Raw genomic sequence first — 15,249 nt, forward strand, 5'->3', positions numbered from 1 at the left:
GTGGGATGAGAACCCGTTGACGCCTGGCGTCCGAACAACCGGCGCGCATCGCGTGCAGGGTCTCGTGATGTCGAGAATACTCGGTCGCAGGGCAGGATTGGCGGTCGCTAAATCCCGTTTCAACTGTCAGATTCACGGGGCGATTCAGACCGGATTTGTGCGTATCTCAATTGAGATACATAACGGCCGCTTCATTACCGTAGACTCCCATGGCACCGACGTCCATGTTGCATGTTCGTGTAGACGAAGAGCTCAAGGCCGATGCGGCGAAAAAACTCGCCAATGTCGGGTTGACGATCTCGGATGCGGTGCGCATCCTGCTGACCAGGGTGGCAAAAGAGGGCGGTTTGCCTGCCGGGCTGGCGGTTGATGCCAAGAGCTACGATGCGTGGTTTCGCGCAAAGGTCCAGGAGGCGCTCGTCGATACGCGTCCAGCGGTTTCCCACCAGGAGGTGATGGCCGAGGCGCGTGCCTTGCTCAGCAAAAAGAAGCATCGTGCCGGTTCTTGAATGGCGCCAGACGGCTCGCGAAGACCTGCTGGCGATTGTTGAATACCTATCGGACGACAGCCCGGCGGCTGCGCTTCGCTTGCTTGATGAGATTGAGCAGAAGGTGGCCAAGTTGCGCCGGCGTCCACGGCTTTATCGCGTGGGGCGGGTCGCGGGAACCAGGGAGATGGTGGTCAAGCCCCCCAAAACTTCATCGCATTGATTCTGAAATGTTATATCATTCGTCCGCTGTTTGTAATGATATAACATCCGAGAGAACGTAGATGAAAGGCAAGAAGCTGGGGTTCAAGAAGGCAGGCCGGGTGGCAGCAAAGGCGCGCGGGCCGCGTCGGGGAAGCCTGAAACCGTTGGTGTGTTCGTTGATGCTGATCGCGCCGGTGGCGCAGGCCGAGAGCGATGCGGACGTCAACCGCGCCAAGACGTTGGCGCCCATTACCGTGTCGGCCAATCCACTGGGTCTGGACCTGAACAGCACCACGCTGCCGGCGTCCGTGCTGGAAGGCGACGCGTTGATTGAGCAGCGCACCGGTACGCTGGGCGAAACGCTGAAGAACCTGCCCGGCGTGAACAGCGACACATTTGGCGGCGGCGCCAGCCGCCCGGTGATTCGCGGCCAGACCGCGCCGCGCGTGAAGGTGCTGTCCGATGGGTCAGAAGTGATGGACGCGTCCAGCATCTCGCCGGATCACGCCGTTACCGTGGAACCGCTGCTGGCCGAGCGCATTGAAGTGCTGCGCGGGCCGGCCACCTTGCTGTACGGCGGTGGTGCGATTGGCGGCGTGGTCAACGTGGTGGACAAAAAAGTGCCGACCGCCGTGCCGGAAAAGGGCGTCGAGGCCGAAGCGGAACTGCGCGGCGCAACCGGCACGAAGGAACGTGCGGGCGCCGTCGGCATCACCGCGGGCGAGGGCCAGTTTGCCGTGCGCGTCGAAGGGATGAAGCGCCGCACCAGCGACTACGACGTGCCCGACTGGCCGGGCGGCAAGCTTGAAGGCTCGTACAGCGAATCCGCGCAAGGCTCCGTCGGCATGTCGTGGATTACGCCGCACGGCTACGTCGGCCTGGCGTTCACGCATCTGGAAAGCAAGTACGGCTTGCCCGGCCACAACCATGAATACGAAGGCTGCCACCCCCACGGCACGCATTTGCATTGTGGCGGCCACGACGATCACGACCACGAAGAAGAAGGCCACGACCACGATCATGATCACGAACATGGCGGCGTGCCGTACGTGAAGCTGCGCAGCAACCGCCTGGACCTGCGCGCCGAATACCAGGACCCCTTCGCCGGCTTCGAGAAAATCCGTGTGCGCGGTGGCTTGACGGACTATCAGCACGACGAGATCGAAGGCGGCGAAGTCGGCACGCGTTTCAAGAACAAGGGCTATGACCTGCGCGTGGAATTGCAGCACAAGCCCATCGCCGGCTGGCGTGGCGTGATCGGCATGCAGAACGCGTATAGCGACTTCAGCGCAGAGGGCGAAGAAGCCTTCCTGCCGCGCAGCCGCACGCGATCAAACGGTTTGTTCGTGCTTGAGGAATACCAGCTGAACGACTGGCGCTTCGAAGTGGGCGCGCGGCAGGACTGGCAACGCATTTCGCCCGAAGGCGGCGCGCCGCGCAGCAGCCTGTCCGGCACGTCCCTGTCGGCAGCGGCCATCTGGGACTTTGCGCCGCAGTATTCCGTCGCGCTGTCGTTGTCCCGTTCGCAACGCTTGCCCAACGCGCAAGAGCTGTACGCCGATGGCGTGCACCTTGCCACTAATACGTATGAGCTGGGCAACGCGGACCTGGGGCGCGAAACGTCGCACAACATCGACCTGACGTTGCGCAAGCATGCCGGCGACACCACGTTTTCCGCCAGCGTGTTCCACAACCGCGTGAAGAACTATATCTATGCCAACACGCTGGACCGCTACGAAGACTTTCGCTTGATCGAGTACACGCAACGCGACGCGGAATTCACCGGCGTGGAAGGCGAGCTGCGGCACCAGTTCACGCCTGTGTTCTCGGCCGCCGTGTTCGGCGACTACGTGCGCGGCAAGCTGACGGGCGGCGACGGCAACCTGCCGCGCATTCCGGCGGCACGCGCCGGCGTGCGCGGGAATGTGAAGTGGCAACAGTGGTCGGGCGGCGTGGAATACGCGCGCGTGTTCTCGCAGAAGGACATCGCGTCGTACGAAGACAGCACGCCGGGCTACAACATGGTCAACGCCGTAGTGGCCTATCGCGGCCGCTATGGCGACACGGGCTACGAAGTCTATGTGCGCGGCACCAACCTCTTGAACAAGCTGGCCTACAACCACGCGTCGTTCATTTCCTCGGTGGCGCCGCTGCCGGGTCGCAGTGTGATGCTGGGCGTGCGCATGACGTATTGATGCAGTGCGGCACACCAAGCGGGAATCGCGCGCATCAGTTCGCGTGGTTCCCGCGTGCCAATCGATTGCACGAAACCGGCCGGCGGTGTGCTAAGTTGCCGGAATTCCCGTCCGGAATTCTCGTCCGGAATCCCCGCTGGAACCCCAAGCCACCGCCATGCTGAAATTCGCCGCCAACCTATCCATGATGTATCAGGAATATCCGTTCCTGGACCGTTATGCCGCCGCCGCGTCGGATGGCTTCACGGGGGTCGAATGCATGTTTCCGTACGCCGAACCCGCCGCCTTCGTGCGGGAAAGGATGGACGCGGTGGGCGTGTCGCAAGTGCTGTTCAATGCACCGCCGGGCGTGACGGCGCGCGGTGAACGCGGGCTGGCGGCATTGCCCGGCCGGCAGGCGGAATTCCAGGCAGGGATTGAACATGCCTTGTCGTATGCGACGACGCTGTCTTGCTCCAATGTGCACGTCATGGCGGGGTTGGCGCCCGACGGCGTGCCGCGCGAATCGCTGCTGGATTGCTACCGCGAAAATCTGGATTGGGCGGCGCGCCAGGCGCGATCGGCGGGTGTCACGTTGCTGATCGAACCCATCAACACGCGCGACATCCCGGGCTACATCCTGAACCGCCAGAGCGAGGCCCACGCCATCGTGCAGGCCGTGAACGCGTCGAACCTGAAAGTGCAGATGGACCTGTACCACTGCCAGATCGTCGAAGGCGACGTCACCACCAAACTGCATGAGTACCTGCCCACGGGCCGCGTGGGCCACGTGCAGATCGCGGGTGTGCCGCACCGCCACGAACCGGATCGCGGCGAGCTCGATTACGGCTGGGTATTCAACGTGCTGCGCGAACTGGACTACAGCGGCTGGATCGGCTGCGAGTACCGCCCGGCGGGCCACACGTCGGCCGGCTTGCGCTGGCTGAACGCGGCGCGCGGCTAATCGCGGCGCGCGGCTATCGCGGCGCGGCTGAACGCCGCGCTGTCCCTGTCCCCCTGTCGCCTTCTTCTGCCCTCATTTCCCCCTGCATTGCCGCCCGAAACGCCGGGCTTGCGGTCGTGCCGAAAATAGTTAATATGTTAATCAAAATAAATGCAAACCAAGGTCGAGGAGGCCGGGACATGATGACAAGCATCTTGCCGCGCACGTGGCGGGCCGTGGCGCTGACCAGCGCCGCTGCATGGTTCAGCCTTGCATGCAGCGTCGCTTCGGCGGGTGAATTCCCCGACCATCCCATCCGCTGGCTGGTGCCGTTCAGCGCGGGCGGCGGCAGCGATATCGCCACGCGTATCGTCGCCAGGCACGTGGGCGAATCGCTGGGACAGACGGTCGTGGTCGAGAACCGGCCGGGTGCCGCGACCATCGTCGCCGCGCAAGAGACCGCGCGCGCCGCGCCCGACGGCTACACCTTGATGACCGCAGGCATGAGCACGCTGGCCTTGAACCCCTGGCTATACAAGAACCTGCCCTATGACCCCGCCCGCAACCTGACCCCGGTGTCCACGCTGGTGTCCCTGCCGATCGTGCTGGTGACCTCGCCCACTTCCGACCTGTCAGACATGCCCGCCGTCATGCGCTACCTGCGCACCGACAAGCCGGGCAGCTATGCCTCGCTGGGCGTGGGCAGCCCGCATCACCTGGCCATGGAGCTGTTCCTGGAATCCATCGGCGGACGCGCCACGGCAATTCCGTACAAGGGCACGCCGCCCGCCTTGCAGGACGTGGCGTCGGGCGTGGTGCCGATGATGATGGCCGACTTGGCCGCCGCGCGGCCGTTGATCCAGGCCGGCAAGCTGCGCGCCATCGCGGTGCCGGCCGCGCAGCGCTCAGCCCAGTTACCCGATGTGCCGACTTTTGCGGAAGTGGGCGGGCACACGTTCGAGGCGGCGGCCTGGCAAGGCGTGGTGGCGCCGGCCGGCACGCCCGCACCCATCGTCGATAAGCTCAGCCAGGCCATCGTGGCCGCGTTGAAGTCGCCCGACGTGGTCAAGCAACTGACCTTGCAGGGCATGGAACCCACGGGCAGCACACCGCAAGCCTTTGCCGACTATGCGCGCGCGGAAAACGAACGCTGGGGCGCGGTGATCCGGCACAAGGGCATTTCGGCGGAATAGCGCGGGATCAGTCGCGCCTGGGGCGCTTAGTCGCGCACCCTGGCGCGGCGCTTCTTGCCGCGCTGCGCCGTGGCCGCGCAACCCGCCGACGCGATGACGATGCCGGCAATTGCCAGCCATTGGGTTTGCGACAAGTGTTCGTTCAGCACGATCACGCCGGCCAGCGCGCCCATGGCCGGCTCCATGCTGAGCAGCACGCCAAACGTCTTTTGCGGCAGGCGCCGCAGCGCGATCATTTCCAGCGAGTAGGGCAGCGCGCTGGACAAAATGCCCACGCCGATGCCCGCCAGAATCAGCTTGGGGTCCAGCAAGGCCATGCCCGCATGCGCGACGCCCACCGGCAAGGCCACCATCGTGGCCGCCAGCAAACCCAGTGACGTCGCCTGGCCGCCATGCACGTTGCCGGCCATTTTTCCGAAGACGATGTATAGCGCCCAGCACACGGCGGCGGCCAGCGCGTAGGCAATGCCGGTCGGGTCCAGGTCGTGCAGCGACTGGCCGGTGGGAATCAACAGCACCAGCCCTGCCAGCGCGCAGCCGATCCACACAAAATCAATCGCCCGCCGCGACGTCAGCACGGCCAATGTCAGCGGGCCGGTGAATTCAATGGCGATGGCGATGCCCAGCGGCAACGTGCGCAGCGCCATGTAGAACAGCAGGTTCATGCAGGCCAGCGTCACGCCGTACAGCGCGATCTTCGCTGCGTTTTGCCGCGTCAACGCGAAGCGCCACGGTCGCCAGAACGCAATCAGGATGATGGCGCCGATAACGATGCGATAGGCGGTCGTGCCCTGCGCGCCCACCTGGGGAAACAAGGACTTGGCGAACGACGTGCCGATGCACAGCGACGCCATCGCGCCGATCAGCGACAGGGTGGGAAGCAGGGTCGAGCCCGTGGCGTTGTGCCCGGTGTTCAAGGTGGCGGCGGTCATGGGTGCTAGGTAACGCTCAATGCAGGAACGCGCGGACGCGCAACAAAAAACGAGGTTCAAGGCGCCAGCGTGGCGGCCGTGGAGTAAAGCACGTACAGCGCCAGGCCCAGCATCACGGCGCCCAGCAAGCCTTGCTGCATGCGCAAGAACCAGGGGTTACGCCCGACCCAACCACGAATGCGCGACGCGCCGTAGGCAAAGCAGCTGCCGTAAGGCAGGCTGAGTACTTTCATGGTGATGCCCAGCACCATCATCTGCACCCACACGGGGCCGTTTTCCGGCGAGGTGAACTGCGGCAGGAAGGCGATCATGAACAGCAGCACCTTCGGGTTCAGCAGGTTCGTCATGAAGCCCTGCCAGAACGCATCGCGCGCATCGCCCGGCCGCGCCGACAAGGACACGTCGGCCGCCTGCGCGCAGCGGATCATCGCCTTGATACCCAAGTAACCCAGATACAAACCGCCCGCTGCCTTGATCGCCACGAACAGCGTCGGAAAGGATTGCAGCACCGACGCCAGGCCCAGCACCACGGCGGGCACCTGGATGAAACCGGCCGCCACGTTGCCCAGCACGCTGTGCAAGGCCGGGCGAAAGCCTTGCGTCATGCCGCGCGACAGCGTCAACGCCATGTCCGGGCCGGGCGTGAGTTTAAGCGCCGCGTCGGCGGCAAGAAAAAGCAGAAAAAGCTGGAGCGACGGCATTGCAACGGCGGCTGATTGGCGTGCCCCACGGCAGGGCACCGGGGACGGAGGGCTCTCAGTGTACGCACGCCCGCTGATTTTTTCCTGCGTCCGGCGGCGGCCGAATGAAGTTTCCCGTCGAATTGGGGCCGGACCTGTTCGCGCCCAGGATTAGAATCTGCGCAAGCCCGGAATCAACCCCGACCTTGGCCCGCAGCCCGCCCACAGCCCGGGCCGTTATCCGGCCTGTAGTCCGGCCCGCCAGCCGAAGCCGCCACCGCGTTTCCGACCTCCCCCCGTTCCGAGACCCCAATGGAACTAGACGATTTTGATCTTCAAATCCTGCAAAGCTTGCAGGAAGACAACCAGCGCACCAGCCAGGACGTCGCCGAACGCGTGAACCTGTCGCCGGTATCCTGCCTGCGCCGCATGAAGCGGCTGCGCGAATCCAAGGTAGTGACGGCCGATGTGTCCGTGGTGGACCCGGCCGCCGTGGGGCGCGCCATCATGATGGTGGTGCTGGTGTCGCTGGAGAGCGAACGCGCCGACAAGCTCGACCTCTTCAAGCGCGCCATGCACGGCGCGCCCGAGGTCATGCAGTGCCTGGCGGTAACGGGCGAAGTCGACTTCGTGCTGACGCTGACCATGGCCGACATGGCCGAATACGACGACTTCGCCCAGCGCCACTTCTGGGGCAACCCGAACGTCAAGCGCTTCTCGACGCTGGTGGTGATGAGCCAGGTGAAGAACACGTTGACGGTGCCGGTGGCTACATCGGCTTGAGGCCCAGCGTCTGGATCATCTGGCGGTACTTGGCGACCTGAGCGGTGGCGTAGGCGTCTGCGTCGGGCTGGCTCATCGGCGCCAATAAGCGGCGCCCCTCGGCTTCCATGCGGGCGCGCAGGTCGGGCTGTTCCAGCGCATAGCCCACGGCACGACGCAAGGTGTCCACTTCGGCGGCGGGCGTGTCCTGGCGCACGTAGTAACCGCCCGCGATCGTGTAGACGAAATCGGGGATGGTCTTGCTTTGCGATATCAGCGGCAGCTTGGCCAGCGCAGCGGGCAGCGTGTCAGAAAAGCTGGTCAGGATCTTCAACTGCTGTTGCGCGGCCATGCCCTCCATCGCTTGCTGGTAGGGCAGTACCGCAAAATCAACCTGGCGTCCGATCAGGTCTTGCAGCGCGGGCGCCGCGCCGCGATAGGGCACGTGCAGGAACTCCGCGCCCACGCGCCGGCCCAGGTATTCCGTCATGATGTGATACAGCGAACCGACGCCCACACTGCCGAAGGTCAGGGGGCTGGCGCCGGACCGCTTGGCGTAGGCAATGAATTCGTCCACGGTATTGACCGGCAGGTCCGCGCGCGCGAGCAACACGATGGTGGCTTCGCTGATGGGCTGCGTCAGCCGGAAGTCTTCGGGCTTGTAGTGCGCGGCGGCGTTCAGGAACGGGCTGAGGATGACCTCGTTGGGCGACCCGTGCAAGAACGTGTAGCCGTCCGGCGCGCTGGTCAACACGCGGCGCGCGCCCAGCATGCCCGCACCGCCGCCCACGTTTTCCACCACCACCTGTTGCCCGAGCGCGTGCGCGATGTGCACGCCAAACTGGCGCGCGGACGCATCGCTGGCGCCGCCCGCCGGATACGGCACCACCAGGCTCAGGGGCTTCTTGGCCGGATAGTCCGCATGGGCCAGCGGCGTCATGGCACAAGCGGCAAGGCAAACGGCGGCCATCCGGGCCGGTAGATTCCAACGCATGCTGCTTCTCCCTTGTCATTTCTGTTGGCGCGCAGCCGGTTTTCCGGTCTGCCGTATGCAGTCTAGGCAGCGGCGATTGTTCGCATCAATGACTGGCGGGAGGTCCGATCATTGTGATTTTTGCATCGATGGAAGCGGCCGGCTGAGGCGCGGCCAGCTCAGGCGCGGCCGGCCTAGGCGCGGCGGGACTCCAGGGCGGGAAAGGTCTTCAGGATGTGGCGCAGCATGCTGGCCGTGGCGGGCGGCAGATGCCGGCCGGCCAGGCTGATGACGTGCGTGCGGCTGTTGTTCAGGATGGGGTTGGCCAGCGGCAGCGACACCATCTGGCGAAACTGCGCGCCCTTGAGCGGCACGGACAGCGGGTTCACCACATAGCCCAACCCCTGGCTGGCGAATTCCCACAGGATCTTGAAAGAGTTGGTCAGCAGCGCGGGCTTGAGCTTGACGTTTTCGTCCAGCTCGGCCGCCTGGATGTGCTGGCGCACGCCAAACGATTCGTCCATGGCGGCCCACCCGTAGGGCGCCAGGTCGGCCAAGCGCAACGCACGGCGCGACCGCGCCAGCGGGTGGTCTTTGTGCACGTGCACGCGCATCGGCGCGGCGCGCGAATAGTGCGATCGCAAGCGCACGTCGTTGGGCGGCTGAAAGGCCAACGCAATCTGTACGCGCTCTTGCACCAGGCAACGCACGGTCTCGTTAGTGCCGGCCACGTGGATGCTGTAGGTGATGTCGGGGTGCTTGCGCACGAAGGACAGCAGCACGGGCTCCAGCACCATGTCGACAAAGCCCTCGCCCAGCGCCAGTTCCACATGGCCACGCGTTGCGCTTTTCAGGTTGTTGACTTCGGCCTGGAAGGATTCGTTCAGGTCCTGCTGACGGCGGGCGAACAGCGCCACCAGGCGGCCGGCGTCAGTAGGCACCACGCCGCGCCCACGGCGCTCCAGCAGCGTCAGCCCGGTGTCTGCCTCCAACCGGGCGATGGCGCGACTGATGGCGGACGGATCGGTATTGAGCTGATCGGCGGCGGCGCGCAACGTGCCGGTTTCTATCACTTGCAGCAAGCAGAGCGTCCGTTTGAACTCCAGGACATCATCCATGATTGGTTTCCATGACGGGCTTCCAAGAAAGACGCACCCCGCGTATTCGGCCGGGTTGCATCGTTGCAAAAACCGCATCGATAAGACGCAATCATTGCTATCGGCTTTGTACCCGCGCCTGTCTATAGTCGATAGCCGTATTTCCCCCAAGCCTGCCTACGGAGAGACCGCAACATGGCTAACGTCCCATCGCCCATCAGCCCGGAACTGCTGCGCAACATGCGCGAATGGCGTCGCGACCTGCACGCCCATCCCGAAACCGCCTTCTGTGAATTCCGCACGGCCGACGTGGTGGCGCGCGAATTGGAGCGCGCGGGTGCCGTGGTGCATAGGGGCTTGGGCAAGACCGGCGTGGTCGGTACGCTGGCGCGGGGCGCGGGGGCGGTGATCGGGCTGCGCGCCGACATGGACGCGCTGGACATGCAGGAACTGGGCGACGCGTCGCACCGGTCGACCATTGCCGGCAAGATGCACGGCTGCGGCCACGACGGGCATACGGCCATGCTGCTTGGGGCAGCGCATCACCTGGCCGTGGACCCGGAATGGCGTGGCACGCTGCACCTGATCTTCCAGCCGGCCGAGGAACACGCGGGTGGCGGGCTGGCCATGGTGCAGGACGGCTTGTTCGACCTTTTTCCCTGCGACGCGGTGTACGCGCTGCACAACTCGCCCAATCTGCCGTTCGGCACCGTGTCCACGCGGGTGGGCACGGTGATGGCGAATTGCGACACGTATGAAATCAACGTCACCGGCAAGGGCTGCCATGCGGCGCAACCCGAGCATGGCATCGATCCCATCGTGGCGGCCGCGCAGCTGGTTACCGCCATGCAGGCCATCGTCAGCCGCAATGTGAAGCCCACCGACGCGTTGGCGCTAAGCATCACGCAGATTCATGCCGGCGATACCTGGAACGTGGTGCCCAACAGCGTCATGTTGCGCGGCAGTTGCCGCACGTTGACCGCCGCCACGCGCGACTTGGCCGAACGGCGCCTGCGTGAAGTGTGCGCGGGCGTAGCGGTGAGTTCCGGCGCCCGTATCGAAGTGCAGGTGTTTCGCGGCTATCCGGCGTGCGTGAACACGGAAGCCGAGGTGCAGCTGGCGGTCCGTGCGGCGGCGCGCGTGGTGGGCGCGGACAAGGTTGATGCGGCTTGCACGCCGCGCATGGGCTCGGAAGATTTCGCCTATATGCTGCAACAGCGCCCGGGCGCATACGTGTTTGTCGGCGCCGGGCGGCCAGGCGTTGAAAACCCGCCTGTGCATAACCCGTACTACGATTTCAACGACGACATTCTGCCGCTGGGCGCGCATTACTGGGTGGAACTGGTGAAGACGGCGATGCCGATTTAGCGCGGCGGGGGGCGGGTTTCTGACGGCTCGTGGGTGGCGGAAGGGGCGGAAGGGACGCGAGTAGTGCGAGTAGTGGCAGTAGAGGCAGTAGAGGCAGCGGACGCCGATTCGGCTGCCGCCGATGCGACGGGTGCGCCTGCACGCGCCAACGCCGCGCCCGCTTCCTCCGACACCGTGCGCAGATGCAGATCGCGCTGCGGGAAGGCGATTTCGATGCCGGCCTGGCGCAGCGCGTCGTACAGGCGCGTCAACAGGTCGCTGCGGATGTCGATCCAGCGGTCGAAATCGTACGTCCACGCGCGCACACTGAAGTCCAGCGTGCTGGCGCCGATGCCCATGAACAGTACCGTGGGCGCGGGGTCGGCAACGATGCCTGGCGTGTCGCGGGCGACGGCATCAAGCAGCGCGATCGCCTGGCGAGGGTCGGTGCCGTAGGCCAGGCCGATGCTGGCTTCAATGCGGCGGCTGCGGTCCAGCATGGTCCAGTTGGTCAGCTTGTCCGACAGCAGCGTGCCGTTGGGCACGATCACGTCGGCGCCTTCGAATGTCTTGATGCGCGTGGCGCGCATGCCAATGTCGCGCACCTGGCCGGACGTGCCGCTGATCTCCACCACATCGCCCGGTTGTATCGGCCGCTCGAACATCAGAATCAGGCCCGATACGAAGTTGTTCACCACGCCTTGCAAGCCAAAGCCGATGCCCACGCCCAGCGCGCCGAAGACGATGGTCAGCTGGCTGGTCTGGAAGCCCGCCGCCGACAGCGCAATGCCCAGGCCCAGCAGCAGCACCAGGTAGTACGACAGCGACGCAACGCTGTTGCCCACGCCACGCGGCAAGGCCATGCGGGTCAGCACTTCGTCGCGCAGGACCAGGCGGATGGTGCGCGCCGCCCAGAAGGCGATGATCACCGAAATAAAAAACAGCAGCACGTTGCCCAGGCTGATGGAAACTTCGCCGATGGTCAGCGTGTAGGACAGCACTTCGGTAACGAATGCATAGGTGGCGCGCAGGATGCGAAAGCGGTCCATGGCGTAGACGGCCCAACCCACCGCGGCCGTTGCGGTCAAGAGGCGGATCAGCAACTGCACCAGCGGCGGCGCGTGTTCGCGCGCCAGCCGGAAGCGCGAGATGCCTTGCCGGGTCAGCAGCAATTGCAGCAGGGTGGTGATGACCGTCACGCCGGCATAAAGCACCAGCCCGAAGTAGCCGCAGCCGATCACTGCGCTGGTCAGCATTTCGGCCAGCGACACATTGCCGAACAGGTTTGCGACCAGCGACACGCCCAGCAAGGCGGCGGCGCCCCAGGCGATGGCGCGCAAGATGGACGCCAGCCGTGCCGAGGCGGCAGGGTGGACCTGACGGCGGGTGCGGTGCAGCAGCCACAGGATGGCGGCCAGCGCCAGCGCGGTCAGCGCCACGGTGGACAGGCGGTAGAACAGCGTGTTGGCCAGGAACAGAAAGCCCAGGCGCTCGGCCAGGAACAGTGCGGTGATTACGTGCGGCCATTGGTCCAGCTGGCGTCGTGCGGACGGCGGCAACAGGCGCAGCACCGGCACGGCGGCCAGCACCAGCGCTACCTGCTGCACCATCAACGGTGCGTCGGGCTCCAGGGCCAGCACGCCCAGCATCGATAGCAGCAACCAGGTGGACAAGGGCCGGCCCAGCACACCGGCGGCGGTTTCGCTCATGACGCCCGCGCGAATCGCGTCGCGACTTTTTCTTGCCAGCCACAGCAGCAGCGGCAGCAGCAACAGTTGCAGTACATGCAGCGCGCGCTGATTGCCACTGCCCGCCGCGCCGTAGTCGCGCGCGAAGCGCACTTCGATGTCCAGGCCGGTGCGCAGCAGGGCCAGGGTGTCTTCGCCCGTGTCCTGCGATTTGCCTGCATCCCAGAGCGGTGGCGAATCGATGCGCATCAGCCGCGCGTCGATATCGTTGATGGCATCACTGACCGCGCGGTGACCCGCCTTGATGCGTTCTTCGACGGCGTTGGCGCGCTGTTCAAGCGCGGCCTGGCGCGAGAGCGGAATGGACAGGGCCTGCGCCGCCGCCGTCAACTGCGCCTGGACGGCATCCACGCGGTCGGCCAGCGCGGGCGGCAGGCCGGCGGCGGAGGAAGAATCCTTGATGGCCTGCCATGCGGCGCGGCGGCGCAGCAGTTCGGCGGCGTCGCTGGCGTACCAGGCGGTCGCCTGGCGCAGGTCCGCCTGCCAGCGCGCCAGCCGGTTGGCGTCAAAGACCCAGTGCCGCTCCAGGCTTTCCACGCGCATGATGGGCAACGTGCGCAGTTGGGCAGGCTGGAATTCGTAGAGTTTTTCGTCGGCGGATTTGCCGATGGCCTCAAGCGCCGGGCCCAGGGTAGCGTCGGGGTCGGTCACGGCCACGCGCTGCAACACGCCCTCTGCGTAGCGGGTGTCGCTGTCCGCTCGCAATGGAATGTCCGCCATCTGGATGGCGGCGGGCGGGGCAGGCGGCGATGCCGAAGGTGGGTCGGCGATGGCCACGCGGGCGGCGGCCAAGGCCAGCAAGCCTAGGGAACATCCGAACAGGTACTTGAGGACTCTGGCTCGGACGCGCATGTCGCGACTCCGTGGGGATGCTGCGAGGCGGGGGGCAATCCACTCTAGCGCATCACCAGTCCGCCGTCCACGAACAGCACTTGCCCCGTCATGAAACCGCTCCAGTCAGACGCCAGGAACAGCACCGGCCCGGCGACGTCCTCGGGGCGGGCGATGCGCCGCAGCGGCGTGGCCGCAATCAGCTGCTCGCGAAATGATTCCTGCGTGGCGCCGCTGGCGTCGGTCGGGTAGACCAGGCCGGGGGCCACGCAATTGACGCGCACGCCATACGGCCCCAGCTCAACCGCCAGATTGCGGCTGAATGCCACCAGCGCGGCCTTGGCAGTGGTGTAGTCGTGGTACGGCACCACCGGATGTTCGACCAGGTTGCTGGCGATGTTGACGATGCAGCCTTGCGCGCGCTGCTTGAAATGCGGCAGGGCGGCGCGGCACACGTTGAATGCGGCGCCGACCGCGCCATCGAACTGCGATTGATAGTCCTGCCATTGCAGCGCATCGAAAGCGGTGCGCTGGCGGGGGTCGAACGCGTAGGGCCGCAAGGCATTGTTGACGACGATGTCCAGGCGGCCGGCGTCTTGCACGATGCCGTCGACCATGGCGCGCACGGCGTCGGGCACGCCGACGTCCGCCTGCACGGCCCAGGCATCGCCGCCGGCGGCCTGGCATTGCGCGACCACGCTGTCGGCCGCGGCCGTGTTGCGTAAATAGTTGACCACCACGGTGGCGCCTTCACGCGCGAAGCTGCGCGCGATTTCGGCGCCGATGCCTCGGCTGGCGCCCGTCACCAGCACCACCTTGCCTGCGAATTTCAACGCCGCATTCATGTCATGCCTCCGGCAACAAGTGGGTGTCGACAACGGCGGCGATGTCGATGGGTTGTTTGATGAGGCCCAACGCGTGGTAAGCGTCCGCCGCCTGTTGCAGCAAGCCGATATCGATGGAGCCCAAGGGCCTGCCGCCGGATGCGATGGATGCGGCGTTGCGCAGCCGGATCACTTCCAGGTTGACGGCCAGATCGGTGCCGTCAAGGGCGCGCTTGCCGGCCAGTTGGGCCGCTTCTTCGGGATGCGCGATCATCCACGCGGCGCTGTCGCGATAAGCCTTCAGGAAGGCACGCAGCAGGGCCTGCTTTTGCGGCAGTGCCGACTCGCGCACGACGAACAGGTCGCTGGATACGTTCAGGGTGTCGCTGACCTGCATCACGTTGACCTCGCGCAGGCCGCGCTTGCGCCCCACCAGCAAGCCGGTGTCGGTGGCGGCGGTGGCGTCCACTTGCCCTTGCAGCAGCGGCGCAAAGTTCAGCACGCCGGTGACGACGATTTCAACATCGGCTTCGGTAAGCCCGGCCTGATGCAGCATCACCAGCAGGTTCTGGCGCGTGCCGCTGGACAGGCTGTAGACGCCGATGCGCTTGCCCTTCAAGTCGGCCGGCCGCGTGATGTTGGCCGACTTCAACGACACCACGTTGAAGACGTTTTGCGGATAGATGTCGTAGATGGCGCGCAGCTTTTCGCCCTTGTCCAACGCCATGAAAAACGAGCCGGGGTCGGTGAATGCCACGTCGGCCTGGCCGCTGAGCAGGTTGCGGATGGCGTCGCCACCGCCCGCGCCGGGCAGGTAGACAAGGTTGACGCCCTGCGCCTTGAAGAAGCCCTTGTCGGGCTCGGCCAGCAGGTTGGTGATTTCGCTGATGGGCTTGCTCCAGCCCGCCAGCGTGACGGTGCCGCTAACGGCTGTGGCCGAGGCGCCCTGGGCGCGTGCCGCCAGCGGCGCCACGGACGTGGCGGCAAGGCCTGCGGCGGCCGTCAGCAAGGCGCGGCGGGTGGGGGAAAAATGCATGGATGCGGTCCGGATGA

At 65.6% G+C, this 15,249-nt stretch carries 14 protein-coding genes; 7 read left to right on the forward strand and 7 right to left on the reverse strand.

Features of this window, described 5'->3' with window-relative positions; translation table 11 throughout:
* Nucleotides 1-209 precede the first annotated feature (209 nt).
* From relB to AC6LJY_RS14860, 5 genes are all read left to right on the forward strand, one after another.
* Nucleotides 210-509 (forward strand): type II toxin-antitoxin system RelB family antitoxin, encoded by a 300-nt coding sequence (gene relB, locus AC6LJY_RS14840; protein ID WP_498136260.1) that lies wholly within the window; start codon nucleotides 210-212, stop codon nucleotides 507-509.
* Nucleotides 496-711, forward strand: a complete 216-nt coding sequence (locus AC6LJY_RS14845) for a type II toxin-antitoxin system RelE/ParE family toxin (RefSeq protein ID WP_219991309.1) — start codon at nucleotides 496-498, stop codon at nucleotides 709-711. The genes relB and AC6LJY_RS14845 overlap by 14 nt, the downstream gene beginning before the upstream one ends.
* Before the next feature lie 160 nt (nucleotides 712-871).
* On the forward strand, nucleotides 872-2,887 hold the full coding sequence (locus tag AC6LJY_RS14850; RefSeq protein WP_498136276.1) for a TonB-dependent receptor domain-containing protein: 2,016 nt from the start codon (nucleotides 872-874) through the stop codon (nucleotides 2,885-2,887).
* 157 nt (nucleotides 2,888-3,044) lie between these two features.
* Nucleotides 3,045-3,830, forward strand: coding sequence for a 2-oxo-tetronate isomerase (otnI, locus tag AC6LJY_RS14855; protein ID WP_120157150.1), 786 nt, complete (start codon nucleotides 3,045-3,047; stop codon nucleotides 3,828-3,830).
* 179 nt (nucleotides 3,831-4,009) lie between these two features.
* On the forward strand, nucleotides 4,010-5,002 hold the full coding sequence (locus tag AC6LJY_RS14860) for a tripartite tricarboxylate transporter substrate-binding protein (RefSeq protein ID WP_314355371.1): 993 nt from the start codon (nucleotides 4,010-4,012) through the stop codon (nucleotides 5,000-5,002).
* A gap of 26 nt (nucleotides 5,003-5,028) precedes the next feature.
* Here the strand turns inward: AC6LJY_RS14860 and AC6LJY_RS14865 are convergent, their stop codons facing one another.
* Nucleotides 5,029-5,934: an EamA family transporter gene (locus AC6LJY_RS14865; protein ID WP_498136261.1), complete on the reverse strand. Its 906-nt coding sequence runs from the start codon at nucleotides 5,932-5,934 to the stop codon at nucleotides 5,029-5,031.
* Nucleotides 5,935-5,990: 56 nt separating this feature from the next.
* On the reverse strand, nucleotides 5,991-6,635 hold the full coding sequence (locus AC6LJY_RS14870) for a LysE family translocator (RefSeq protein WP_498136262.1): 645 nt from the start codon (nucleotides 6,633-6,635) through the stop codon (nucleotides 5,991-5,993).
* 291 nt (nucleotides 6,636-6,926) lie between these two features.
* Between AC6LJY_RS14870 and AC6LJY_RS14875 the strand changes: the two genes are divergently transcribed.
* The gene (locus AC6LJY_RS14875) at nucleotides 6,927-7,397 is read left to right on the forward strand and encodes an Lrp/AsnC family transcriptional regulator (protein WP_046803228.1); all 471 of its coding nucleotides are present in this window, start codon (nucleotides 6,927-6,929) and stop codon (nucleotides 7,395-7,397) included.
* Here the strand turns inward: AC6LJY_RS14875 and AC6LJY_RS14880 are convergent.
* Together AC6LJY_RS14880 and AC6LJY_RS14885 are read right to left on the reverse strand one after the other, a co-directional pair.
* Complete coding sequence (locus tag AC6LJY_RS14880) at nucleotides 7,384-8,370, reverse strand: Bug family tripartite tricarboxylate transporter substrate binding protein (protein ID WP_498136263.1); 987 nt, start codon at nucleotides 8,368-8,370, stop codon at nucleotides 7,384-7,386. The genes AC6LJY_RS14875 and AC6LJY_RS14880 overlap by 14 nt on opposite strands.
* Before the next feature lie 173 nt (nucleotides 8,371-8,543).
* A complete protein-coding gene (locus tag AC6LJY_RS14885) occupies nucleotides 8,544-9,467 on the reverse strand; it encodes a LysR family transcriptional regulator (RefSeq protein ID WP_046803229.1) in 924 nt (307 codons plus the stop codon).
* 174 nt (nucleotides 9,468-9,641) lie between these two features.
* Here AC6LJY_RS14885 and AC6LJY_RS14890 point away from each other — a divergent pair, with 174 nt between their 5' ends.
* Complete coding sequence (locus AC6LJY_RS14890; protein WP_498136264.1) at nucleotides 9,642-10,814, forward strand: M20 aminoacylase family protein; 1,173 nt, start codon at nucleotides 9,642-9,644, stop codon at nucleotides 10,812-10,814.
* On the opposite strand, the gene AC6LJY_RS14895 is transcribed toward AC6LJY_RS14890, so the two are convergent.
* Genes AC6LJY_RS14895 through AC6LJY_RS14905 form a run of 3 tightly spaced genes read right to left on the reverse strand, consistent with a single transcriptional unit; the run spans nucleotide 10,811 to nucleotide 15,232 of the window.
* The gene (locus AC6LJY_RS14895) at nucleotides 10,811-13,393 is read right to left on the reverse strand and encodes a mechanosensitive ion channel family protein (protein ID WP_498136265.1); all 2,583 of its coding nucleotides are present in this window, start codon (nucleotides 13,391-13,393) and stop codon (nucleotides 10,811-10,813) included. The genes AC6LJY_RS14890 and AC6LJY_RS14895 overlap by 4 nt on opposite strands.
* 44 nt (nucleotides 13,394-13,437) lie before the next feature.
* Complete coding sequence (locus AC6LJY_RS14900; RefSeq protein WP_314355375.1) at nucleotides 13,438-14,217, reverse strand: 3-oxoacyl-ACP reductase; 780 nt, start codon at nucleotides 14,215-14,217, stop codon at nucleotides 13,438-13,440.
* Nucleotide 14,218: 1 nt separating this feature from the next.
* Nucleotides 14,219-15,232: an ABC transporter substrate-binding protein gene (locus AC6LJY_RS14905; RefSeq protein ID WP_314355376.1), complete on the reverse strand. Its 1,014-nt coding sequence runs from the start codon at nucleotides 15,230-15,232 to the stop codon at nucleotides 14,219-14,221.
* Nucleotides 15,233-15,249 lie beyond the last annotated feature (17 nt).

Source organism: Achromobacter sp. RT286_PF, from assembly GCF_059760425.1.